The sequence below is a fragment of the Nocardia alba NBRC 108234 genome (assembly GCF_001612665.1).
GTDB classification, from domain to species: Bacteria; Actinomycetota; Actinomycetes; order Mycobacteriales; family Mycobacteriaceae; genus Nocardia; species Nocardia alba.
Genome location: NZ_BDAX01000002.1, coordinates 1,058,467 through 1,082,535 on the forward strand (window position 1 = coordinate 1,058,467; position 24,069 = coordinate 1,082,535).

The 24,069-nt window shown below is 67.4% G+C and carries 23 protein-coding genes; 11 read left to right on the forward strand and 12 right to left on the reverse strand.

All coding sequences use genetic code 11. The annotated features are described in order from the left end of the window. The first annotated feature begins 153 nt into the window (after positions 1-153). The 6 genes from NA12_RS06515 (at position 154) to NA12_RS06540 (ending at position 5,541) form a co-directional block, all read left to right on the forward strand. Positions 154-975 carry a mycofactocin-coupled SDR family oxidoreductase gene (locus NA12_RS06515; RefSeq protein ID WP_067447021.1) on the forward strand — a complete coding sequence of 274 codons (822 nt, stop codon included), beginning with the start codon at positions 154-156 and terminating at the stop codon, positions 973-975. 30 nt (positions 976-1,005) lie between these two features. Further along, the gene (fabG, locus tag NA12_RS06520) at positions 1,006-1,734 is read left to right on the forward strand and encodes a 3-oxoacyl-ACP reductase FabG (RefSeq protein WP_067447023.1); all 729 of its coding nucleotides are present in this window, start codon (positions 1,006-1,008) and stop codon (positions 1,732-1,734) included. Beyond that, entirely contained in the window at positions 1,731-2,615 is an 885-nt protein-coding gene (locus tag NA12_RS06525; protein ID WP_067447025.1) for an HTD2 family dehydratase, read from the forward strand. The genes fabG and NA12_RS06525 overlap by 4 nt, the downstream gene beginning before the upstream one ends. Further along, entirely contained in the window at positions 2,608-3,819 is a 1,212-nt protein-coding gene (locus NA12_RS06530; protein WP_067447612.1) for an acetyl-CoA C-acetyltransferase, read from the forward strand. Before NA12_RS06525 ends, NA12_RS06530 begins: the two co-directional genes overlap by 8 nt. Before the next feature lie 2 nt (positions 3,820-3,821). Beyond that, positions 3,822-4,280 (forward strand): MaoC family dehydratase, encoded by a 459-nt coding sequence (locus tag NA12_RS06535; RefSeq protein WP_067447613.1) that lies wholly within the window; start codon positions 3,822-3,824, stop codon positions 4,278-4,280. Positions 4,281-4,350: 70 nt separating this feature from the next. Next, the gene (locus tag NA12_RS06540) at positions 4,351-5,541 is read left to right on the forward strand and encodes an acyl-CoA dehydrogenase family protein (RefSeq protein ID WP_067447027.1); all 1,191 of its coding nucleotides are present in this window, start codon (positions 4,351-4,353) and stop codon (positions 5,539-5,541) included. 58 nt (positions 5,542-5,599) lie between these two features. Here NA12_RS06540 and NA12_RS06545 read toward each other — a convergent pair whose 3' ends face one another. Both NA12_RS06545 and NA12_RS06550 read right to left on the reverse strand, forming a co-directional pair. Continuing rightward, positions 5,600-6,397: an SDR family NAD(P)-dependent oxidoreductase gene (locus NA12_RS06545; protein ID WP_067447029.1), complete on the reverse strand. Its 798-nt coding sequence runs from the start codon at positions 6,395-6,397 to the stop codon at positions 5,600-5,602. A gap of 152 nt (positions 6,398-6,549) precedes the next feature. Further along, positions 6,550-7,590 (reverse strand): enoyl-CoA hydratase/isomerase family protein, encoded by a 1,041-nt coding sequence (locus NA12_RS06550; protein WP_243654934.1) that lies wholly within the window; start codon positions 7,588-7,590, stop codon positions 6,550-6,552. Positions 7,591-7,651: 61 nt separating this feature from the next. On the opposite strand from NA12_RS06550, the gene NA12_RS06555 reads away from it, so the two are divergent. After that, positions 7,652-8,893, forward strand: a complete 1,242-nt coding sequence (locus tag NA12_RS06555; protein WP_067447033.1) for a CoA transferase — start codon at positions 7,652-7,654, stop codon at positions 8,891-8,893. Further along, the gene (locus NA12_RS06560) at positions 8,890-10,338 is read left to right on the forward strand and encodes an amidohydrolase family protein (protein WP_084472393.1); all 1,449 of its coding nucleotides are present in this window, start codon (positions 8,890-8,892) and stop codon (positions 10,336-10,338) included. The genes NA12_RS06555 and NA12_RS06560 overlap by 4 nt, the downstream gene beginning before the upstream one ends. A 6-nt stretch (positions 10,339-10,344) precedes the next feature. On the opposite strand, the gene NA12_RS06565 is transcribed toward NA12_RS06560, so the two are convergent. Next, positions 10,345-10,662 (reverse strand): hypothetical protein, encoded by a 318-nt coding sequence (locus NA12_RS06565; RefSeq protein ID WP_132369885.1) that lies wholly within the window; start codon positions 10,660-10,662, stop codon positions 10,345-10,347. 130 nt (positions 10,663-10,792) lie between these two features. Here NA12_RS06565 and NA12_RS06570 point away from each other — a divergent pair, with 130 nt between their 5' ends. After that, the gene (locus tag NA12_RS06570) at positions 10,793-11,650 is read left to right on the forward strand and encodes an acyl-CoA thioesterase (RefSeq protein ID WP_067447037.1); all 858 of its coding nucleotides are present in this window, start codon (positions 10,793-10,795) and stop codon (positions 11,648-11,650) included. Between the two features lie 60 nt (positions 11,651-11,710). After that, positions 11,711-12,967: an amidohydrolase family protein gene (locus NA12_RS06575; protein ID WP_067447622.1), complete on the forward strand. Its 1,257-nt coding sequence runs from the start codon at positions 11,711-11,713 to the stop codon at positions 12,965-12,967. A 63-nt stretch (positions 12,968-13,030) separates the two neighbouring features. Here NA12_RS06575 and NA12_RS06580 read toward each other — a convergent pair whose 3' ends face one another. From NA12_RS06580 to NA12_RS06605, 6 genes are all read right to left on the reverse strand, one after another. Continuing rightward, positions 13,031-14,188: a phosphotransferase family protein gene (locus NA12_RS06580; RefSeq protein WP_067447039.1), complete on the reverse strand. Its 1,158-nt coding sequence runs from the start codon at positions 14,186-14,188 to the stop codon at positions 13,031-13,033. Continuing rightward, complete coding sequence (locus NA12_RS06585; protein ID WP_067447041.1) at positions 14,188-14,613, reverse strand: hypothetical protein; 426 nt, start codon at positions 14,611-14,613, stop codon at positions 14,188-14,190. Before NA12_RS06585 ends, NA12_RS06580 begins: the two co-directional genes overlap by 1 nt. Positions 14,614-14,656: 43 nt before the next feature. After that, positions 14,657-15,394, reverse strand: a complete 738-nt coding sequence (locus NA12_RS06590; RefSeq protein ID WP_084472395.1) for a hypothetical protein — start codon at positions 15,392-15,394, stop codon at positions 14,657-14,659. A gap of 151 nt (positions 15,395-15,545) precedes the next feature. Further along, positions 15,546-16,340, reverse strand: coding sequence for a CbbQ/NirQ/NorQ/GpvN family protein (locus tag NA12_RS06595; protein ID WP_067447043.1), 795 nt, complete (start codon positions 16,338-16,340; stop codon positions 15,546-15,548). Further along, a complete protein-coding gene (locus tag NA12_RS06600) occupies positions 16,337-17,863 on the reverse strand; it encodes a nitric oxide reductase activation protein NorD (RefSeq protein WP_067447045.1) in 1,527 nt (508 codons plus the stop codon). Before NA12_RS06600 ends, NA12_RS06595 begins: the two co-directional genes overlap by 4 nt. 190 nt (positions 17,864-18,053) lie before the next feature. Continuing rightward, positions 18,054-18,662, reverse strand: coding sequence for a TetR/AcrR family transcriptional regulator (locus tag NA12_RS06605; RefSeq protein ID WP_067447047.1), 609 nt, complete (start codon positions 18,660-18,662; stop codon positions 18,054-18,056). Between the two features lie 338 nt (positions 18,663-19,000). On the opposite strand from NA12_RS06605, the gene NA12_RS06610 reads away from it, so the two are divergent. Beyond that, the gene (locus NA12_RS06610) at positions 19,001-21,169 is read left to right on the forward strand and encodes an acyl-CoA dehydrogenase family protein (protein ID WP_067447049.1); all 2,169 of its coding nucleotides are present in this window, start codon (positions 19,001-19,003) and stop codon (positions 21,167-21,169) included. A gap of 100 nt (positions 21,170-21,269) precedes the next feature. On the opposite strand, the gene NA12_RS06615 is transcribed toward NA12_RS06610, so the two are convergent. Genes NA12_RS06615 through NA12_RS06625 form a run of 3 tightly spaced genes read right to left on the reverse strand, consistent with a single transcriptional unit; the run spans position 21,270 to position 24,062 of the window. Continuing rightward, the gene (locus tag NA12_RS06615; protein WP_067447050.1) at positions 21,270-22,040 is read right to left on the reverse strand and encodes an SDR family oxidoreductase; all 771 of its coding nucleotides are present in this window, start codon (positions 22,038-22,040) and stop codon (positions 21,270-21,272) included. 49 nt (positions 22,041-22,089) lie between these two features. Beyond that, entirely contained in the window at positions 22,090-22,851 is a 762-nt protein-coding gene (locus tag NA12_RS06620) for a crotonase/enoyl-CoA hydratase family protein (RefSeq protein ID WP_067447626.1), read from the reverse strand. A 29-nt stretch (positions 22,852-22,880) separates the two neighbouring features. After that, entirely contained in the window at positions 22,881-24,062 is a 1,182-nt protein-coding gene (locus NA12_RS06625) for a thiolase family protein (RefSeq protein WP_067447052.1), read from the reverse strand. Positions 24,063-24,069: the final 7 nt, after the last annotated feature.

Here is a 24,069-nt window from a genome sequence, read left to right on the forward strand (position 1 = left end):
GTGGACACCCCGACAACAGGGTAACGCGACACAGTACTGTTGCCTTTACGATAAAACATACGATAATAAGCTTCCGGCGCGCTGGTACACGGACATGGGATCGCGACCGCTGTCCCACACTCCAGCGATCGCCCGACAGCTCGAGGAGACAACGTGACCGGCCGACACAGCGACAAAGTCGCCTTCATCACCGGCGCAGCGCGCGGACAGGGCCGCGCGCACGCCGTGCGACTGGCGCGTGAGGGCGCCGACATCATCGCTGTCGACCTCGCGGGCCCGCTGCCCGAGGCGGTTCCCTACGATTCGGCCACGCCGCAGGACTTCGAGGAAACGGTGCGCCTGGTCGAGGCGACCGGCCGCCGGATCGTCGCCGCGACCGTCGACACCCGGGACCTGGACGGGCTGCGCACAGCGGTCGACGAGGGTGTCGCCACCCTGGGACGACTCGACATCATCGTCGCCAACGCCGGCATCTGCATCCCGCAGCGGTGGAACGAGATCACCCCCGAGTCGTTCCGCGACGTCATCGACGTCAACGTCACCGGCACCTGGAATACCGCGATCGCCGGCGCCGACCACATCATCGACGGCGGACGCGGCGGCTCGATCATCCTGATCAGCTCCGCCGCCGGGATCAAGATGCAGCCCTTCATGGTCCACTACACCGCCAGCAAGCACGCGGTGACGGGCATGGCCAGGGCGTTGGCCGCCGAACTGGGCAAACACCGGATCCGGGTCAACAGCGTGCATCCGGGCGCCGTGCTGACCCCGATGGGCAGCGGGGACATGGTCGCCGCGCTCGGCCGCTCCCTCGAGTCCAATCCCCAGCTCGGACACATGACGACACCGTTCCTGCCGGACTGGGTGGCCCAACCCGAGGATGTCGCCGCCACGGTCAGCTGGCTCGCCGACGACGACTCCCGCTACATCACCGCCGCCCAGATCGCGGTAGACCTGGGTTCGACCCAGTACTGAATGCCCGCCATGCCGAAAGGATCAACACCAATGTCACTACTCGAGGGCCGCGTCGCGGTCGTCACCGGCGGGGCGCAGGGCATCGGCCTGGCTATCGCGTCGACCTTCCTGCGCGAGGGCGCGCGGGTGGTCGTCGGCGACCTGAATCCCGATGCGGCGCTGGAGGCGCTGGACTCGGACGACGTCCGCGCGGTGCGCTGCGATGTGACGAGCGCCGCCGATGTCTCGGCGCTGCTCGCCACCGCGGGCGCCGAGTTCGGTTCGGTCGACGTCATGGTCAACAACGCGGGCATCACCCGCGACGCCTCGATGCGAAAGATGAGCGAGGAGGACTTCGACCAGGTCATCGCGGTGCACCTGAAAGGCAGCTGGCACGGGACCCGACTCGCGTCCGCGATCATGCGCGAGCAGGAGCGGGGCAGCATCATCAACATCTCCTCGCTCTCGGGCAAGGTGGGCATGGCCGGGCAGACCAACTATTCGGCCGCGAAGGCGGGCATCATCGGTCTCACGAAGGCGGCGGCCAAGGAGACGGCCCGATTCGGGGTGCGGGTCAACGCGATCCAGCCCGGCCTGATCCGATCCCCAATGACCACGGCGATGCCCGCCCACGTCTGGGACCAGAAGATGGCGGAGATCCCGATGTCGCGAGCGGGGGAGCCGGAAGAGGTCGCCGGCGTCGCGCTGTTCCTCGCCTCGGACCTGTCCTCGTACATGACGGGTACCACCATGGAAGTGACCGGCGGGCGGTTCATGTGACCGGCTGGCAGGCCCATACCGTCGTCACCGAGGAATACGTCGATCCGGCACCCGTCGCGGCGCTGAGCGCGGTTCTCGATTCCGGCGCGCCCCCGCTCGGGGTGGGCGATCCGCTACCACCGCTGTGGCATTGGGCGGCGCTGGCCCGCTGGCCCGTGTCGTCCTCGATCGGGGCCGACGGACACCCGGCCCGTGGCACCTTCCTGCCTCCCGTCGATCTACCGCGACGCATGTTCGCCGGCGGTGACGTGGTGCTGCACGAGGCAGTGGCGATCGGGTCGACGGTGCGGCGCGAAGCGCGCGTCGTCGCGGTGACGCCCAAGAACGGGAGGACAGGGCCGCTGGTGGTGGTCGATGTCGAGATCCGGCTCTACACCGCGGCAGACACGCTCGCCGTGGTGGAACGCCAGAACCTGATCTATCGAGAGGCCGCGCAGCGCGGTGCCGACGTCGCGACACCGCCCGCACCCGAGGCCGCGGGCACTCCCCTGCGCCGCGTGGCCGAGTGGGACTGGGAATTGCGCACCGATCCCACCGTCTTGATGCGGTTCAGCGCCGCCACGGCCAATTCCCACCGTATCCACTACGACTGGCCCTACGCGACCGGCGTCGAGGGGTACCCCGGACTGGTGGTGCACGGACCGCTCATGACCCTGGCGATGGCGGAGACCCTGCGGCGGGAGCGGCCGGAATCGATGCCGACCCGGCTACGCCACCGCAACCTCGCGCCGTTGTTCTGCGCCGAACCGGCCCGCATCCAGCGTCGCGACACCACCGGTATCGAACTCGCCGTCCGCACCGGTGACGGCACCGACCGAACTGTCGAACACACCGTTCTGACCGCCTCTTTCGACCATGACGGAGACCGAACCCATGCGTGAAGCTGTGATCTGCGAACCTGTCCGTACGCCCATCGGACGCTACGGCGGGGTGTTCGCCTCGCTCACCGCGGTCGACCTCGGCGTCACCGCGCTGCGCGGACTGCTCGAGCGCACCGGGATCGACCCCGGCGTCGTGGACGACGTGGTCCTCGGCCATTGCTACCCCAACAGCGAGGCCCCCGCTATCGGCCGGGTCGTCGCCCTCGACGCCGGATTGCCCGTGACCGTCGGCGGAATGCAGATCGACCGGCGCTGCGGGTCCGGGTTGCAGGCGGTCATCCAGGCCGTGATGCAGGTCGCCGCCGGCGCCAGCGACGTGGTGGTGGCCGGCGGCGTGGAGAGCATGACCAACGTCCCGTTCTACTCGCTCGACATGCGCTGGGGCGGCGCACGCGGTGGCGTTCGGGTCCACGACGCACTGGCGCGCGGACGCGAGACCGCAGGCGGCAGGGACTACCCGGTGCCCGGCGGCATGCTCGAGACCGCCGAGAACCTGCGCCGGACCTATTCGATTCCCAGGGAGGAACAGGATCAGCTGGCCGTGACCTCGCATCAGCGCGCGGTCGAGGCCGCGCGCAGCGGTGCCAGCGCCGAGCAGATCATTCCGGTCACGGTGACATCCCGTCGGGGGGACTCGGTGATCGACACCGACGAGCACCCCCGCGCCGATACCACTCTGGAATCACTCGCCCAGCTGAAAGCGGTTCGCGCGAAGATCGATCCGGAGTCGACGGTCACCGCGGGCAACGCCAGCGGGCAGAACGACGCGGCGTCGATGTGTCTGGTGACCACCAGGGAGAACGCCGAGCAACTCGGCCTCACCCCGTTGGTCACCTTGAAGTCGTGGGCAGTGGCCGGCGTGCGACCCGATGTCATGGGGATCGGACCGGTCCCCGCGACCGAGGCCGCCCTCCGGCAAGCGGGACTGTCCCTCGCCGACATCGACCTGATCGAACTCAACGAAGCGTTCGCGGCGCAGGCGCTCGCCGTCATGCGGGACTGGAAGTTCGGCGAGCGCGATCTCGACCGCACCAATGTGCACGGTTCCGGCATCTCCCTCGGACATCCGGTGGGCGCCACCGGCGGACGGATGCTGGCAACCCTGGCCAGGGAACTGCACCGGCGTGAGCTGCGCTACGGACTGGAAACGATGTGCATCGGCGGTGGCCAGGGCCTGGCCGCTGTCTTCGAGCGGGTGGTGTGATCGTGGTCGAGCGCTGCTTCACCTCACTCGATGAGCTGACGGCCGCGATCGGTGAAACCGTCGGCCCCGGGCCGTGGTGCACCATCGACCAGAGCCGTGTCGACGCGTTCGCCGAATGTACCGGCGACGATCAGTGGATCCACGTGGACCCCGCCCGCGCCGTCGACGGCCCCTACGGCACCACCATCGCGCACGGCTACCTGACATTGTCGATGCTGCCCTTCCTGGGCCGCGACCTCTACGCCATCGACTTCGGCACTGCACGAATCAACTACGGCAGCAACAAGGTTCGATTCCCCGCTGCCGTGCGCGTCGGCACCCGAGTGCGAGCTTCGGCAACCCCGGTCGACCTGTCCGTCGACACATCGCGGTGCCTGCTCACTGTTCGATGGGTCATCGAGGACGAGCAGCAGGACAAACCGGTGCTGGTGGCCGAAACCCTCACGGCGGTGGTGTTGTGACCCGCGCCGAGCCCGCCGCAGCCGCCGATCCCCGCCACGCAGGTACCGATTCCACCGAACGGATTTCCCGATGAAACTCGGACAAACTCACGGCCTCACCGAGGTGCAGACCGAAATACTGGCCACTGTGCGCACATTCGTGGACAAGGAGATCATTCCCGTCGCACAGGAGCTCGAACACGCCGATGCCTATCCGGGCGAGATCGTCGACCGGATGGCCGAGATGGGGCTGTTCGGGTTGATGATTCCCGAGGAGTACGGCGGCCTCGGCGAATCACTGCTGACCTACGCCCTGTGCGTCGAGGAACTGGCGCGCGGCTGGATGAGCATCTCCGGTGTCATCAACACCCACTTCATCATGGCCTATCTGCTCGCCCAGCACGGCACGGCGGCCCAGCGGCAACATTTCCTGCCGCGTATGGCGGCCGGCGAGGTGCGCGGTGCGTTCTCCATGTCCGAACCCGAACTCGGTTCGGACGTGGCCGCCATCCGTACCAAGGCGGTTCGCGGGGAATCGGGCGAGTACACGCTCAACGGTCGCAAGATGTGGCTGACCAACGGTTCCACGGCCACGGTCGTCGCCACCCTGGTCCGCACCGACGAGGGCCACGAACGCCCGCACGACAATCTCACCACCTTCCTGCTCGAGAAACCCGCCGGATTCGGCGAGGTCGTTCCCGGACTGAACATTCCCGGCAAGATCCACAAAATGGGTTACAAGGGCATCGACACCACCGAGATGCTGCTCGACGATCACGTCGTCCCGGCGGAAGCGGTCCTCGGCGGCGAACCCGGTCAGGGTTTCAAGCAGATGATGGACGGCATCGAGGTCGGGCGGGTCAATGTGGCGGCCCGCGCCTGCGGAATCGCGCTGCGCGCGTTCGAACTCGGCGCGCGCTACGCCCAGCAGCGCTCGACTTTCGGCAAGCCCATCGTCGAACATCAGGCGATCGGATTCTCGCTGGCCGAAATGGCCACCAAGGTCGAGGCGGCTCATCTCATGATGGTCAACGCGGCACGTCTGAAGGATTCCGGGTTGCGCAACGATGTCGCGGCGGGCATGGCCAAGTATCTGGCCAGTGAGTTCTGCAACGAGGTCACCCAGGCCAGCTTCCGCATCCATGGCGGCTACGGATACTCCACCGAGTACGAGATCGAACGTCTGATGCGGGAGGCGCCGTTCATGCTGATCGGCGAGGGAACCAGCGAGATCCAGAAGCGGATCATCAGCAAGGGTGTGCTGCGCGACTATCGGATCTGAGGTCGCCGAGGACCCGACGGCCGGACCCCTCAAGGGTCCGGCCGAAACCAGCAGTGGCTCAGACGAAGTCGGAGCCGCCGTCGACGTTCACGTTGGCACCGGTCATGTACGAATTGCGGCGCGAGGCCAGGAACGCGGCGACCGGGCCGATCTCCTCGGGCAACCCGGCTCTCGGCATCTGCGCGGGGTGGCCGAAGTGCGTGCCGATCGCCTCCATGAGCCGGTAGGGATCATCGTCGTCGATGCCGACCGAACGTGCCCAGCCGGTGAGCGCGGGCGTGACGAAAGTACCCGGCGACACCACGTTGACCAGGATCTCCTCCTCGGCCAGCAACAGCGAGAGATTCTTCGAAATGCTGGTCACCATCGCCTTCGCCGCGGTGTAGGCGACCAGGGATGTGGTCTGGCGCTGGGTCGAATGCGCGGAGAAGTTCACGATCCGTCCCCATTCAGCCTTGCGTAGCAGCGGCAGCGCCGCGTTGACGCAGTGCACGATGCCGAGGGCACCGTGGTCGACCGCCTCGTGCCACTGATCGTCGGACAGTTCCTCGACCGTGCCCTGGACGTTCGGCCCGACGGTGGTGATCAGCGAGTTGAGTTCGCCACCCCATCGTTTCCCCAGTTCGGCGAAGACCGAGGCCACCTGGCCGGTATCGCGCACGTCGGCGACGAGACCGATCGCGTCGGCACTGCCTCGCTGCGCCAGGTCGGCGCTCGCCCGCTCGACATCGTCGGCCGAGCGGCCGACCACCGCGACCCTGGCCCCTTCTTCCGCCAGGCAGCGTGCTGTGGCCAGCCCCATTCCACGGCTACCGCCGACAACGACCGTCGCCGCGCCACGCAATCCCAAATCCATTCCGCAACCACCTCACTCGAGAGAACCGCCGTTTCCAGTGGGACCCCGCTGCGGACTGTTGACAGCCGACACCGCGACACGATCCTACGAAGCATTACTGTAATGCATTCAGTATGACTGACGGGAGTGGTTGTGGACGGCGATCCACCAGATCATTCGATGGCGTCGACAAGCCCCCACCGCAACGCGGTACCGGTATCGATGGGATCGCCGGTCAGCATCATCCAGGCCGCCCGCCAACGTCCGATTCGCCGCGGGACGCTGACGGTGCCGCCCGCTCCGGGAACCAGCCCCATCGCGATCTCGGGCAGCCGGAAGTACGTGTCCGGCGCCGCGACCAGCCGGTGCGCGAAAGCCGACAGCTCGATGCCCGCCCCGATGCAGGCGCCGTGGACCTGAGCCGAGACCCGCTCGCCCAGCCGGTCGATGACCCGCCACGGCCCCCGCTCGAGCCGCACCTGATACGCGGCGACCACATCGACGGCGGTGCCGAATTCATCGAGATCGCCGCCGCTGCAGAACACCGGACCCGCACCGCGCAGGAGCACCCGGTCGATGCTGTCGTCGAGTTCGGCGAGCCGCAGCGCCTCCAGAAGTTGTTCACGCAGTGGGGCGCTCAGTGCGTTGCGGCGCTCAGGGTAGTCGAGGGTCACCGACAGCAGGTCGGCTTCGCGGTCCAGCCGTACCAGGGGACGATCGGGGAAGTTCACCGGTTTCGGCCCACCGCGTTCGGTGAGCCACCGCCGAAACTCACTGCCCGCCAGCAGCATCGAGTAGACCGCCGCTTCCGCGCCGAGGGCCGCGGTCGTATCGGGCACCGCGGTCTGGCGCAGCAGTCGCCCCAGCGCCACGCTCGCTTGCGGATTGCGCCGCACAGCGTCCGTCAGGTGCCGCACCGCCGCCTCGGGGTCGGGATGGTCGACGATCATCGGCGAGTTCGCGCCGTCCTCGGCCAGCGTCAGGGTGAGCGCGCGCAGCAGCGGCTCCAGACGCGGGGAGACCGCTCCACGCAACACCCCGACAGACAGACGCAGCGAGCCCGCCAAGGCTTCGGCGACCCGGGCGATCCGCTCGGGCGATTCCCCTGCCCACCCGTCGAGCGCAACGACCAGCACCGGATTTCGCGGCGTCCCCTGCGGGCTGATGTCGAGTTCCATGGCATCCGAGGCCAGATCAGTCGCTTCACGGCTCACCGCGCAATAGTGACACGGTGGTGACGGAGACCGGGTAGGCCCCGCGACCTACTATCGAACGGTGCAGGCAACGACAGCGTCGGTGCCCGGTCCGCCCGCGGCGGACTGGGCGGCGAGCGGCGTGGTCGCCCTGTCCGGCCGCCCGGACGGACCAGCTCTGGTGCCGCCGGGGCACGCGGCCACCAGGGCCAGAGAGCTGTCCTCGACGCTGGCCGCGGTCTCGGCGCAGGCGATCGCTGTCGACGGCGCTCAGCTATTGGGCGAACGCGCCGCACTCATGGATTTGCGCCGTCGGGGAACGGTGTCGGCGGGCGGCCACTGCCGACTGCTGCCCAGCGCGGACGGGTGGGCAGCGGTCTCCTGCGCCCGGCCCGATGATCCACTCCTGCTCGGCGCGCTGATCGGCGACGATCTCGACGCGGCGGATCCGTGGCCCGCACTCGCCGACTGGGTACGCGCGCATCGCGGCGACGATCTCCTCGAACGCGCCGAACTCCTCGGCGTGGCGGCGGGTCCGGTGCGGCCCGCCGCGCCTGCGCGCTGTCCGGCACCGCTGACACCGCGGTCGGTCGAAGGGCTGCTCGTCGTCGACTTCAGCGCCCTGTGGGCGGGCCCGCTGTGCGCCCACCTGCTCGGGCTGGCAGGCGCGCGCGTGGTCAAGGTCGAGACCCCGGCACGGCCCGACGGCGCCCGACGCGGCAGCCCGCAGTTCTACGCGCTCCTGCATCACGGACACGAATCGGTGGTTCTCGATCCCACCGACAGCACCGGACGGTCGGCGCTGCGGGCTCTGGTCGACGCCGCCGACATCGTCATCGAGGCGTCGCGGCCCCGTGCGCTCGCCGGTTTCGGGATCGACGCCGAGGCGGCGGTCGGGCGCGGGGCGTGCTGGGTGTCGATCACCGCCGCGGGTCGAGCGTCGAACCGTATCGGTTTCGGGGACGACATCGCCGCGGCCGCCGGACTGGTCGCCTTCGATACCCATTCGGGCACACCGGCTTTCGTCGGCGACGCCATCGCCGATCCACTCACCGGCCTGACCGCCGCCGTACTCGCGGTGTCGGCACCGGCCGATGGGCGCGGCGTGCTGTGGGACATCTCGATGACCGATGTCGTCGCGAGCACACTGACCGCCGATCCGGTCCCGCCTACGTCGCGGCGCGGCGATACCTGGTTCGTCGAGTCCGCGGACGGACCGATTCCGGTCGCGAAACCAGTGTCCCGCAAGCCGATCGGCCCCGCCGCGGACTCCGGTGCCGATACAGCGCGCGTACTCGAGTCGCTGAGGATTCCGGTGCCGTGACCGACGATTCCAGCCGGACTCGCCGACCCGCGCGTGGCCGGGTCGTCATCGTGCTCGACGCGGAGATCGACGGCGTCCCCGGTCTCGCTCTCCGTATCAGCGACGGCAGGATCGACGACATCGGACTGTCGCTGTCCGCAGACGGGGCGACGGAGGTGATCGACGCGCGCGGTGGTGCCGTCATTCCCGGTCTGCACGACCATCATCTGCACTTGCACGCCACGGCCGCCGACGCGGCATCGGTGCGCTGCGGCCCGCCGGCCGTCCTGAACCGCCGCGCGCTGAGCACAGCCCTGGCCGAGGCGTCGGCCGACGAGCACGGCTGGGTTCGCGGCGTCGGCTACGTCGACACCGTCGCCGGCGATCTCGACGCGGTCGCCCTCGACGCCCTGCATGCGAGCCGACCGGTACGGGTACAGCACCGCAGTGGCGCGATGTGGATTCTCAACACCGCCGCGCTCGTCGCCGCGCACATCACCGACGCGGCCCATCCCGGCGTCGAATGTAGTGCCGATGGTGTTCCGACAGGCCGGATCTGGCGCGCGGACACCTGGTTACGCAGCCGGCTACCACTCACGACGCCGCCACCTCTCGGTTCGCTCGGCGCCACCCTCACCGGCTACGGCATCACCGGCGTCACCGACGCGACCCCCGATCTGTCGACCGGTTCGCAAGCCGCGCTGGTCACCGCTGCGCTCGAAGGCGACCTGCCTCAGCGGTTGCACCTGCTCGGGGTCCCCCTGCGCGGCGCGTCTGCGCACAACAGCGCGCCACTGCCCGAACAGGTCAGTGTCGGACCGTACAAGATCGTCATCGCCGACTCCGGACTCCCGCCGTTCGACGCGCTGGTGGATCGGATTCGCGCGGCCCACCGCGACGGGCGGGCCGTGGCCGTCCACTGCGTCAGCCGTGCGGCGCTGCTCCTGCTGCTCGCGGCCCTGGATGTGGCAGGGGATTTCCCGGGCGACCGCGTCGAGCACGCGGCCCTGGTGCCCGCCGACAGCATCGCCGATCTGCGCCGCCACGGCCTACGGGTGATCACCCAACCGGGTTTTCTGTCCCAGCGCGGTGACTACTACCTCGACCACGTCGAACCCGACGACCTCGACGATCTGTATCGCTGCCGAAGCCTGCTCGCGGACGGTGTCCCCCTCGCCATGTCCAGCGATTCGCCCTATGGTCCGCTCGACCCGTGGGCGGTGATCGCCGCGGCCAGTCGCCGGGCCACCGAAACGGGCACGACCCTCAATGCGGGCGAATGCCTCACGCCCGCACAGGCACTCGCGGGCTACCTCACCCCCGCCGACGACCCGGGTGGGCGCCCGCGCCGGATCCGGCGGGGCTCGCCCGCGGATCTCGTGATCCTGCGAGCGCCGCTGGAACAGGTACTACGCGAACCGTCGGCCGATGCCGTCGATCGCACGCTGTTCGCGCGAGCGCGGTGATCGGCGCTACCGAGTGGGGAGCGCGACCGCCGCGACCGCATCGGCGACCTGCGCAGACGAATCGTGCCAACCGCACGGCATCCCACACGTGCGATACAGCCTGCGCTCGACCAACCCGCTGGAGAAGGCCCGGACCGTTTCCGATGCCTGCGCCGCGTAACCGCACTGTGGGCATTTCGCGAAGTAGTCGAGCAGGTCGTGGCTCATGGTGCGAACCACTTCGCCGGGAATCGACCCATCTCGCCCCTCGGCGGCGGAAGGTGCCGCCGATCGCCGGTCGGCGATCGTCAGCGACCTGCGCCGAACACCCTTGTAGTTCGTCATCGACCAGCACCTCGACATCCGCAAGAACCTGAAAATCATACTGTTGCCACAACCATAGGTGAGACAATTCGATCCCGAGTGCAGATCAGAGATATACTGTAACTATTACCGTATGACGTACAATCCTCCCGTGGAAGACACCTGGAACAACCTCGCGGCCTGCCTCGATCTCCGCTCGATACCCACTGCGCCCACCGATGGCCAGGGATCGAGCCCGACCGGTCCGCCACACATCTTCGAGGGGTCGAACCAGCACCTGCCCCATCGGCGTCTTTTCGGCGGCCAGCTGCTGGGCCAGTTCGTGCGCACGGCGAACGCGGTGAACCCGAACAAAGCGGTCAAATCCCTCCATGCGTCGTTCCTCCGGGAGGGCACCTCCGACACCCCCGTTCACTATCTCGCCGATTCGCTGCACGACGGACGCTCGTTCGGCGCACTGACAGTGACCGCGACGCAAGGACGTCGCCCCATCGCCACCTGCGCCGTCTCGCTCCACGCCGCCGAATCGGGCCCGTCCTTCCAGCCGCTCCACCTCGCCACCACGCCGCCGGGCCCCGAGCACCGTGTCCGGTTCGAACTACTCCCCTGGGACACCAGGTCGGTCACCGATCTCGACGCCCCCGACCACGGATCGACCGACTACGACCTGTGGATGCGGATGCCCGTCCTCAACGAAGGCCCGGCCGCGGCGCTGCTGGCCTATTCCACCGACCTGAACGTGATCGGCACGGCGCTGCGCCCGTTCGACGGCATCGACCAACGCGGAAACGGCACCGCGTTCACCTCGGCGACGACCTCACACACGATCTGGTTCCACCGCCCGTTCGTCACCGACGACTGGCTGCTGCTGCGCCACTACGGCGCGACGGTCGCACACGGGCGCTGCTTCGGACGCGGGGACGTCTTCACAGCGGACGGCACGCTGGTCGCCTCATTCGCCCAGGAGGCCCTCCTCAGGTTCCATGTCGACGCCGTCCCGACCAGTTGAACCACAACTTATACTGTATGCATTACAGTAATTAAGACTGCAGTGATGGAAGGGAACCAGATGACGAACACCGCCGACCCGACCGCGAGCCGGACCGAGGAACAATTCCGCGATGCGCCGATCTTCGACGCCGACCAGCACATGTACGAGACCCCGGACTCGCTGACGAAGTACCTGCCGGAGCGGTACGCGCGTGCGGTGCAGTTCGCGCAGATCGGGCGGCAGACCCGGATCGTGATCAACAACAAGGTCACCGACTTCATCCCCAACCCGACCTTCGAGCGGGTCGCCGCGCCCGGCGCGCACGAGAAGTTCTTCGCGGGCGAGAACTCCGACGGGCTCACGCTGCGCGAGATGCAGGGGCCCGCGATCGAGGCACCCGCGGCCACCCGCAATCCGGTGGACCGCATCACCGAACTCGACCGCCAGGGAGTCGTCGAGGCCCTCAACTATCCGACACTGGCCAGTCTGGTCGAGCATTCGGCCGCCGACGATCCGCAGCTCACCCTCGCGATCATCCACGCGCTCAACCAGTGGATGGCCGAGCACTGGTCCTACAACTACGCCGACCGGATCTACTCGACGCCGATCATCAACCTCTCCGAGGTGGACGCGGCCCAGCGCGAACTGGAATACATCCTCGACAACGGCGCGAAGGTCGCCCTGATCAAGCCGGGTCCGGTGAACGGCCTGCACGGCTGGCGTTCGCCCGCGCTGCCCGAATTCGATCCGTTCTGGCGTGATGTCGAAGCCGCGGGTCTGCCGATCGTGCTGCACGCCAGCTACCCACCGCTCGACGGCTACATCGCGTCCTGGGAACCGCCGCACACAGCGAACTTCATGGCGCAGAGCCCGTTCCGCTGGATGGCGCTGGGACACCGCGAGATCACCGACATGATCACGAGCCTCATCTGCCACGGCACCCTGACGCGTTTCCCGAAGCTGCGCGTCGCCAGCGTCGAGAACGGCAGTTCGTGGATCCATCCGCTGTTCCACGACTTCGAAGACCTGTACAAGAAGATGCCGCAGAACTTTCCCGAGCACCCGCACGAGGTGTTCCGCCGCAATATCTGGGTCAGCCCGTTCTGGGAAGGGTGCGTGGCCGACGTCGTCGACACCGTCGGCTGGGACAAAGTCCTCTTCGGCTCGGACTACCCGCATCCGGAGGGTCTGGCCGAGCCGAAGGGCTTCTGGAAATACGCGGAGGGCATGGACGTGCGGCGCACCTACGACTTCATGGGCGACAACGCCCGCCGCTTCCTCGGGCTGCCCATCGCCAACCCCGACCCGAGCGCCGCTACCACGACCACCCGCTGACCCAGCGACTTGTGCTGCCGCCGAATCGGATTCGGCGGCAGCAGCCTTCCGGCGCGCTCGGCCTCAGACGCGGCTGCCATCGAGGAACGCGGCGAGAAGTGCCAGGCTGTTGTGCGCCTCGACGCCCGCGACGGCCCGCGCGACGCCGCAGCGGGTCACCGCGCTCGACTGCATTCTTTCGCCCGCCTCCGCGGTACAGACGATGGCGAGCAGCAACTCGGTGATGCCGACCTGGTACAGCGTCCACAACCGCTCGGGATCGGCCGTGATGCCGGCCGCGGCGAGTCGGGCGGCGTAGCGCTCGACGAGTCCGCGTTCGATCTCGCGCAACAGCTCCGGCTCCACCGACGCGTTCGCGAAGTAGGCGACATCGCGGATGCCACAACCTGTTGTCGAGATCTGCCAGTCCAGGAAGCCGGGTCTCGCGCCCTCGAAGAACAGGTTGCCCAGATGCGGGTCCCCATGGATCAAGGTCTGCGGTTGGCGCGCCCAGAAGGCATCGATCTCCCTGCCGCGCTGGTAGAAGATCCGGATCTGTTCCCGGATCGTCGCCGGGACCAGGTCCGCGGCGGGTCCGGTGAGCTCACCGAGCAAACGGCGCCGGATCAGCAGCCCCAGTTGGGTTTCCACGTCCGACCGTGGGCCCGTCGAGGTGTCCGTCTCCCCCGTCGGGTCGCGCCAGAAGGTGGCATGCAGATCCGCCATGGCGTCGACGACGGCCTCCGCTTCGTCGCGGCCGAGTGGCTCGACGACCGTACGAAAACGCGCGGTCGGCGACAGATCCTCCAAGACCAGAACATCGCGACCCCGCACCCGGTCGGAACGGGTCGCATAGCAGCGCGGCACCCGGATCGGCGGCGCGTCGCCCAGGACGCGATAGGCGCTGACCTCACGCGACCCGAGACTGAACAGGTTCATCAGCACGTGCTGGAGATAATTGCGCGGCGGTAGTTTCAGGAACAGGAACTCGGGAATATCGGCGTCCGCGCTCACCTCGATGCGTGCTCGGGCCGCGGTCCCGGAGTGGGATTCCACTACACGTATCGCATGGATGTCTTCCGGTGCCACCCCGAAGATCTCGCCGAGCCAGGCCGGGGTGACGTCCTCCACACGCAGCGGCACGCGCGCCGCGCCTCCCGGCACGGCGCGGTCCATCGCGACCCGCAACGCCTGTCCGACCGCCGACCCGACGGCGCGGACAGAGAGTAACCGATCGCGCACTATCCGCCCCCGCCTTCTCGAGCGATCCGCTCGTTGTGGCGATGGACGAGTTCCCGGAATCCGATATGGTCCCAACCGGGTTTGGGCTGGACGCCCCATTCGTCACGTGCGGTGGTCTGCCCGGCCGCTTCGGCCTGCCCACCGAGCGGCGGTGCGTTGAAATCGGCGGGATACTGGCATTCCAAGGTGTCGTCGTCGTAGCGGACCTTGATCATCTCGTCGCAGATCTCCTGCAGCGACAGGGTCGGCCAGCCGTACCAGAGCGCGAGCGCGGGTACGGTGAAAGCCCCTTCGACCACCAGCGCGACCAGGCAGATCATGATGCCCCGTTTGAGCCATCGATGCATGCGCGCGAACGGTGGCGTGGTTCCCAGCGGAAGTTCCTCCGGTGGAGCCGATCCCGATTCGGACGATGGTGTGCTCATCGCGAAAACTCTCCTTCAGCAGATAAATCGAGTCGAACCGCGGTCAGTCGGCGAATATCTCGCGATTGACCGTGTGCAGGTAGGGAATTGCCAGGAATGGCGTGATGTAGAAGATGTCGTACAACCACCAACCGAACACCGGCAGCACGACACCGTCGAAGCGGATATCGGCGTACACGGTCATGTTCACGATGTAACCGACCCAGATGACCACACCGAACCAGCAGGTGACGATCAGCCACTGATGACCCCACCGCTTCATCTGCAGGAAGGCGATCGCGGCGGCGATCCGCATCGGGAAGACGATGAGCACACCGGCGAACTCCCAGCCCTTCTCACCGGGCGCGCCCGCCCCGCCGACCCACAGCTCGTTGTAGTGCCACCAGTAGCCCGCGTCGAAGAAATTGCCCCATGCGGTGAAGAAGACCCGCGTGACCAAGGTGTGGCTGGCGAAAACATCGAGCACCCAGCCGACACTGTTGAGGAAGGCATCGAGAATGACGAGATACCCGATCAGCGTGACGATGAGCGGTCGCACGGACAATCCCTCTTGCTGCGCTCGGCGCTGCAACCAGACGCCGCGCAGAAAGATGGGTAGTCCGAACGGGCCAAGGATGTAGGTGCCCATCAGGGCCGTGCCCGCGGTAAGCCAGATGTCGGCGCGGCGTTGACTCGCCCGGCTTTCCGCTTCGTGCTCGTCATAGCTTCCGGCGGTCCGGATCTCGGCGCTGGGCGGTTTTCCTGATCCGGCACCGCGCCTGACGAATGTCGGCAGATTCATGATTTTCTCCTACCAGTCATTGGTCATCAGCATCCGCAACTGGATGAGGAACATCAGCAGCAGAAACCCATAGATGGTGAATTGGAAGACGATCAGCGCATGCTTGCGTCTACGGTCTTGCTCGTTCATGGCAGCGTTCTCCTCGAGGTGGTCACACGGGTTCTTCGCCGGCGAGCAGACCGGCGGTGGCGATCTGGCGCAGGCCGTCACCGATGGCGGTATCGGTGCTCAGCGGCGCCAGCACACAGGCCTGCACCGCGTCGATCTCGCGCGCGCCCGCAGCGATGAGCCTGGCCGCGGCCACCAGTACGCGCGTCGACGGTGGCTCGAAGTGGAATATCTCGTCCGCGCCACGAATAGTGTTCGCGCAGTGCACCAATCGCGTCGCCACGGCTCGATCGACGCCGGATTCCGTTACCACCACGTCGGCTTCGCGCTCGGGTGCCAGGTAGTCCATGGCGATGGTGACGAAGCGCTGCCGGAACGACGGTTTCAGAACCTTGAGCGAACTGCGGTAGGCCGGGTTGTAGGAACAGACGAGCATGAACGATTCCGGGGCTTGCACTACCTCATCGGCGCGGTCGAGGTAGAGCGCGCGCCGGTGGTCGGCGAGCGAATGCAGCACGGCCAGCGAATCGTGGCGTGCCTCGATCACCTCGTCCAGATAGCAGATGGCCCCGCCCTTCACGGCCCTGGTGAGCGGGCCGTCGTTCCAGACCACATCACCGCCGGTGACGAGCAATCGCCCGACCAGATCCGAGCTGGTGATGTCGTCGTGGCAGCTGACGGTGACCACCGGGCGACCCAGCAGCGAGCCCATGTGCTCGACGAATCGGGTCTTGCCGCAGCCGGTCGGTCCGGTGAGCATGACCGGAAGGTGTTGCTGGAACGCTCGTTCGAACAGTTCGACCTCGCCGCCCCCGGCGAAATAGGAATCAGATGTCATAGATCGACCAACTCTCGGTGAATATGTGCGAGAACGCGGGGAAGTTCCTCCACCCGCCGAATCCGTTGCGAGCGGGTGGGTCCGAAGACTTCGGGCAATGGATCGACACGGACGGGTCCGATGCCGATGTAGTAGACAGCGATCCCGGCGGTGACGGCCTCCTCTACGGCGTGTGCCACATCGGCCCACGCGTAGCGGCCCTCGTACCCTTCGTCGGAGATGAGGCCGTCGCCGATGATGATGAGCTGGCGACGTTGCGCGGGTTGGTCGAGCAGCCGACTGGTCAGGTGCCGCAGTGGCGCGCCGAGGCGGGTGTAGCCACCGGCCGCCAGCCCGAGCCCACCGACATCGACGAAGGTCCGGTCGTCGAAGTCCTTCAGGCACCGGACTTCCACGCGATGGCGCGTATTGCCGGTGAACACGAAGATCGCGTGCCGTTCCCTGGCGACCGTCATGGCCCGCGAGAGAGCGTCCGCGCAGTCCAACTCCAACCGGAAGGTCGCGCCCCCGTTGATGCCGAGCGAGGAACTGCCGTCGAGCAGGACCGCGGTCGTGACATCGCGGGCACTGGGCAGCAGTTCACGGAACACCCGTGGTTGCGGAGTCGCGCCGACCTGAGTGTCGACGTAGTGACTGATGTAGCGGTCGATGTCGATGTCGGACCCGTCGACGAGGCCACCGCGCATGGACCGATGGGTGAGTTCTTCGAACCAGCGCCGCACCTCGGGTGCGGCGGGCGCGATCGGGCTCGACGAGGTGGGTTGGCGGCGCTCCAGGACCGCGACGTGGTCGGGCAGGAAACTCGATGTCCACTGGTTCCACTCCGGATAGGGGATCCCCGCGCGCTGGTCGGCGCGGATCTCGATGTCCTCGTTCTCGGGTCGGCTCGGTGGCGGCAGATTCGAGGCCCGGCTGCCGCCTTCACCGCCGACCGGTACCGACCAGACGCGGTAGCTGTCGGTGCGGGTGGAAGTCCAGGGCATCCGGCCGTAGATCCGCCGTGCCGCGATCGACACGCGACTACGCGGCGCGGTGGCCAGCGGCAAACTCCCGAGCAGCGGGTACTGCCCCACCGAACCCGGTGACCGGGCGAGCGCGACGGCGCGCTCGATCATGTCCTCGCCCGACAGATCGGGATCAGTGGACTCGAGGGGGCGCAGCCATCGGCGCAACTCGGGTAGCAGTCCGGGATATCGCTCACCGGCCCACGTCGCGGCGACGTCACCCTCCACGATCGAGAGCGCACCGCGCTCCCGCGGTGACAACTCGTGGAGCGGATACCGCGCGATCCGGTCCTTGGAAGGCGAGCACTGTAGGGCGATGCCGCAGGTCACGGTGGTGCGGTTCCAGTCGGGAACCGGTGGTGGATAAGGCACATGGACGACGCCGAGTCCAGGGCTCAAGCCGAAGCCGCGCCGCTCGCCGGTCACCAGGCGGACACCTTCGCGGCGGCGACCCGATAGCGCGACCGCCGTCACCGCACAGCTGCGTTCGACCGACGCGGCGGGCTGGGCGGCGGTCATGGAGGATCTCCGCGGGTGCACGCTGGTTCACGAACCGTACACATGATCAGAATGTCCCGATGTTGCTCATGATCCAGTACCAGAAGGCGATGATGAGAACCACCGCGCCCCAGGCCAGGAGAAGTCGGACGATATCGAGAAGCATGATCGGGTTTCCCTATCTGTCGGCGGATCGTGTTGTGCGGCAGCATCATCGGGGCTCCAGGCTGCGCAGCGTCGTCGTCACGTAGTCGGCGAGCACCGCGGTGCGCAGCGCTTTCGAGCCGCTCGTAGTGGTGAGCAGGGCGTACAAGCCGATGAGAAAGAACACGGCGCTGTGATACGACTCGACGACGAGTTGCGCTTCACCGCGCTCGGCGGCCTGTTCGATCTCCTGGGCGACCAGAGCGATCACGGAATGCTCTCGCCAGGTGTCGTCCAACGGTCTGGTCGGTGAGAAGTGCACGGCGAGTAGGTCTTTGAACAACTTGCTACCCAATCGCCGCTCCAACGCCGCGATCAGCCGGACGACCTTCGCCAGCACTCCCGCGAGATCGTGCGGTGTCCGGAGGTACCGTTCGAGCTCTCCGGCGATGCGCGCCTCCTCGCGCTGTTCGAGTTCGAGCAGCACGTGCTCTTTGGTCGGGAAGTGGAAGTAGAAGGTTCCGCGCGCCACGCCCGCGTCCTCGACGATCGTGGCGATGTCGGCCTCGGCCGCGCCCGCTCTACCGAATTCCGCAACCGCCGCATCGAGCACTCGCTTCCGTGTGTGGAGACGTTGGGCCTGTCGCCCCTGAGGCTTGTCCTGGATTTCGCTCATGCGGCGAGCTAACTCCCGTCATTGACTCGCGTCAATCAGGCGCGCACAGAGCTCGTGGGGTGTTCACCGAATCCCCTCTCCCCCTTATCAATTCAGGAGAGTAGGTCGCTGATCATCCTGCCAGTGACCATGTCGGTAATACTGACATATGTCATTGAACCACGTCAACGAATTCGCGAACCGTGATCCACGTTGCCCCGGCGCTCGAAGGCGCCGATCAGCATTTCCCCACGTCAGAGATACCGAAAGATATACTGTAAATACCTCTTCGTTCGCGTCACGATCACAGCCTCCCTGCCCGCGAACGCTCGATCGACTCAGCCCCAGAGGACGTATGCATGGGTATCGCACTGACCGAAGAACACCGCGCGCTGGCCGAGGTCACTCGGAGGTTCGCCACCGACCGCGCGGTGAGACAGGCGGCGCGCGAACTGCTCGACGCCGCGACAGAGGACCCGCCCGCGTTCTGGGCACAACTGGCCGAGCTGGGCTTGCTCGGTCTGCATGTGGACCCGGCGTACGGCGGTTCCGGATACGGGTTGCCCGAATCGGTGGTGGTCGTCGAGGAGTTGGGCCGTGCGATCGCACCAGGATTGTTCGTCTCGACCGTGATCACCTCGGCGGTGGTGGCGGCCGTCGGCAGTGCCGAACAGCGCGAACGTTTCCTGCCCGGACTCGTCGACGGAACAGTCACCGCCGCAGTGGGCTTCGGGGATGAGGTCACCATCGACAACCGGGGGCGCGCGCACGGTCGGGCGGGAGTCGTGCTCGGTGCCGGTTCGGCGGATCTGCTGCTGATCTGTGCCGGAGACGACGTAGTGATCCTGGAACGCACCGCCGCGGGCATCTCGATACAGACGCCGTCGAATATGGACCCGACCCGCCGGAGCGGACGCGTCACCCTCCGCGACGTTACCGTCGCACCGCACCAGGTTCTGGTCGGAGCACGCGCCGCCGCTGTGGCGCGGGCGCGGCTGCTGTTCGCCGCCGAGGCGGCCGGCGGGGCAGGCGATTGTGTCGATGCCGCTGTCGGCTACGCCGCGATCCGCACTCAGTTCGGGCGACCCATCGCGACGTTCCAGGCGGTGAAGCACCATTGCGCGAACATGCTGGTGGAGGCGGAGTCCGCGGTCGCGACCGTCTGGGACGCCGCACGCGCGGCAACCGATGACGAGCGTCAGTTCCAGCTGATGGCCGCGGCCGCCGCGACGATCGCGCTGCCCGCCTATGTCCACAACGCCGAACTGAACATCCAGGTGCACGGTGGCGTCGGGTTCACCTGGGCCCACGACGCTCACCTGCATCTGCGGCGGGCAGTGACGCTGCGAGCCCTCATCGGCGGTGACGCGCCCGCCACCGATGTCTTCACCCTGACGTCGGCCGGGGTCGGCCGCACCAGCACCGTCGACCTGCCCGCGGCAGCCGACCAGGTGCGCGCCGGGATCCGCGCGGACGTCGAGCGCATCGCCGCGATGGACGAATCGATCCGCCTGCCGGAATTGATCACCACCGGCTACGTCATGCCGCACTGGCCGAAGCCATGGGGCCGCTCGGCCACCGCGGTCGAACAGGTGGTGATCGACGAGGAGTTCACCCGGGCCCGACTCACGCGCCCCGACTATTCGATCACCGGATGGGTCGTCCTGACCCTGATCCAGCACGGAACGCCAGGGCAGATCGACAGGTTCGTCGAACGGGCGCTGCGCCAGGAGGAGGTGTGGTGTCAGTTGTTCTCCGAGCCGGACGCCGGTTCCGACGCGGCCGCCGTGAAGACCACGGCGATGCGGGTCGACGGAGGCTGGCGAATCACTGGTCAGAAAGTGTGGACCAGCGGCGCACACTACAGCCGACGCGGTCTGGCGACCGTTCGCACCGACCCCGGTGTCGCCAAACACGCGGGCATCACGACGATGATCATCGACATGGCGGCCCCCGGCGTACAGGTGCGACCACTACGCATGCTTCTGGGCAGTTCGGAATTCAACGAGGTGTTCTTCGACGAGGTCTTCGTGCCGGACGCCGACGTGGTCGGTGCCGTGAACGACGGCTGGGCAGTCGCGCGGGCGACGCTGGGCAACGAGCGGGTCAGCATCGGCGGCGGTTCGGGCACCGGCAACGCCGACTCCGGCACGCTGTTGCGCCTGGTCGAGCGACACCGATCCCGCTCGGCCGACACCGATGCCCGCGTCGGCCGATATCTGGCGCAAGCCCACGCCCTGCGCCTGCTCAACCTGCGCCGAGCGGTCCGTAGCATCGAAGGAACGGGCGCGGGCCCCGAGGGCAACATCACCAAACTCAAAGTGGCGCAAAACCTCAGCGAATACGCAGCCATCACAGCGATGCTGCTCGGCCCCGATATCGCGCTGGCCGACGGTGACGCCGCCATGGCGGGACTCATGGTGCTCGGTGCCCGAGCGATGAGCATCGCGGGCGGCACCTCCGAGGTGACCCGGAATCAGATCGCCGAACGCATTCTCGGAATGCCGCGCGATCCGCTCCTACGCTGACGGCCTGTTCGTGCGGTCCCACGACCCGAACAGCCCATGACCGCCGCTCCGTGTCGGAACGGCGGTCATGGGTTATCCACCGGAAGTAACGGTGGCGGATCTACTTCGGCTGGAAACGCTGCCCACCGTCGATACGCACGACCTCGCCATTGATATACGGATTCTCGAGCAGGTGCTGAGCAAGGAACGCGTATTCGGCCGGCTGGCCCAGTCGCTTCGGGAACGGTACCGCCGCAGCGAATTTCGAGAGCTTCTCCTCGCCCAGGAAATCCATGATCGGGGTGTGCATCGTGCCCGGAGCGATACTGTTCACCCGGATGCCGACCGCACTGAGATCGCGAGCGCCGGTCAGGGTCAGCGCGATCACGCCGCCCTTGGCCGCCGCGTAGGCCGACTGGCCGATCTGGCCCTCGTAGCCGGCGATGGAGCTGGTCATGACGATCGCGCCGCGCTCGCCACTGTCCTTCGGCTCCAGCTTGGCGATCTTCGCCGCGGTGAGCCGGAGCACGTTGTAGGTACCGGTGAGGTACAGCCCGATCGTGTCGGTGAAGCCCTTCAACGTGTGCGGCGTGCCGTCCCGGTTGACGACCTTCTCGAGCACCCCGAAACCACCGTGCGCGATCACCGCGTAGCGCAGCGTGCCCAGCTTGTCGGCCGCGGCGAACGCTTCCTCGATGGTCGAGTCGTCGAGCACGTCGGTGCGTACATAGACGGCCTTGTTGCCCAGCTCCTCGGCCAGCGCCTTGCCCTTGTCGTCGTTGACATCGGCGATGACAACGGCCGCGCCTTCGGCGTGCAACTTGCGCACCGTCGCGTCACCGAGACCACCGGCACCACCGGTCACCAGAACTACTTCACCTTCGAATGACACTGCGTCTCCTTCACTTCATGGGTTGTTGATGGGTGGGCGGCTCGTCGGCCTAGGTGCCCGTCCAGTTGGGGGTGCGCTTCTCGGCGAACGCCTGCGCGCCTTCCTGCGCGTCCTTCGTCCCGAAGACCGGGGCGATGAGTTCGAGCTGCTTCTGCCACATCTCGGCGGTGCTCCACTCGGCCGCCTTGACGATGACCTCCTTGGTCACCGCGACCGCGATCGGCCCGTTGGCGGTGATCCGGTCGGCCAGAGCCAGCGCCCGGTCCAGCGCCTCCCCCGACTCGGCCACCTCGTTGACCAAGCCCCACGCGGCGGCATCCTCGGCCGTGAAGGTGTCACCGGTGAGGGCCAATTCGAGCGCCTTCTGGTAAGGAATGCGCTGTGGCAGTCGCAACAGCGCACCGCCGCCCGCGACCAGACCGCGCTTGACCTCGGGGACCCCGAACCGCGCGGTCTTGGACGCGACGACCAGATCCGTGGCCAGCACCAGTTCGGTACCGCCGGCCAGCGCGTAGCCTTCCACGGCGGCGATGATCGGCTTGACCGGTGGCTTCTCGGTGAAGCCGAGGCCCCGACCGGCGACATAGGGGTACTCCCCCGCCGCGAATGCCTTCAGATCCATTCCGGCGCTGAAGTTTCCGCCGCTGCCGGTCAGGACCGCGACGGACAGCTCCGGACTTTCGTCGAGCTCGTCGACGGCGTCGGCGAGCCCCTGACTGACGGCGAGATTGACCGCGTTGCGCGCGTCCGGCCGGTTGATCGTGATCACCAGCGTTCGCCCGCGCCGTTCCACTAGCACTGCGTCCGACACAGATATCTCCATTCTCTCGGTGAAAGCACTCAGACTTCGATGACGAGGGCGCCGCCCATGCCGCCACCCGCGCACATCGCACTGACGCCGATGCCGCCGCCACGACGGCGGAGCTCGTAGATCAGGGTCGCCACCTGCCGGGCGCCCGAAGCCGAAATGGGATGGCCGAGACTGCATCCGCTGCCGGAGAAGTTGACCAGCTCCTCGTCGATGTTGTGCGCGCGGCACGCGGCGATCGGCACCGAGGCGAACGCTTCGTTGATCTCCCACAGCGCCACGTCACCGACGGACAGCCCGGCACGGTCGAGCACCTTGCCGATCACATTCACCGCGGCGATGCCGTTGTCGGCCGGGGTCACGCCCACGTTCGCCCAGGCACGCACTGTCGCGAGAACTTCCAGGCCCGCGCTCGCGGCGTAGTCGTCAGCGGTCACTGTGACCGCGGCGGCGGCGTCGTTGATGCCGCTGCTGTTGCCCGCTGTGACCGAGAACCCCTCGATCTCGGGATGCAGCACGGGCAGCGCCGCCAATCGCTCGGCGGTTGTCTCCCGGCGCGGGTGCTCGTCCACGGCGAAATCGAGGACCGAGCCGTCGGCTCGGGCGACCTTCAACGGCAGGATCTCGTCGGTGAACCTGCCCTCGTCGATCGCGGCGATGGCGCGCTGATGCGACCGCAGCGCCCAGTCGTCCATTTCCTGACGGCTGATCCCGACCTTCTTCGCGGTGTTCCAACCGACGGTGATCGACATGTCCATGGTGGGCGCGTCCGGGGTCTCCGGGTGCGACGGGGGAATCCACGGCTCCTTGAATTCGAGCTCAGGCCCCGACCCCGGCACCCGCCACTTCATCAGGGGAGCCGTCGACAGCGATTGCACGCCGCCGGCCACGATCACCCGTTCCATCCCGACGCCGACGTGGGCGGCCGCGTTCGCGATCGCGGTGAGACTGCCCGCGCAGTGCCGATTGACCGCTTGGCCTGGCACATTCAGCATCCCCGAGGCCACGGCCGCGTGCCGCGCGAGGTCGCCGCCGCCGTAGTTCAGTTCGGCGAGGATCACGTCGTCGACGTGGGTCGGGTCGATGCCCGAGCGCCGAACGGCCTCGGTGAGGATCTCGATGGCGAGCGTCTCCGAGGCCACGTTCACGAGCGCGCCCTTGAACGATCGCGCGATCGCGGTGCGGACCGCACTGACGATGACTGGTTTGGGCATATTTCTC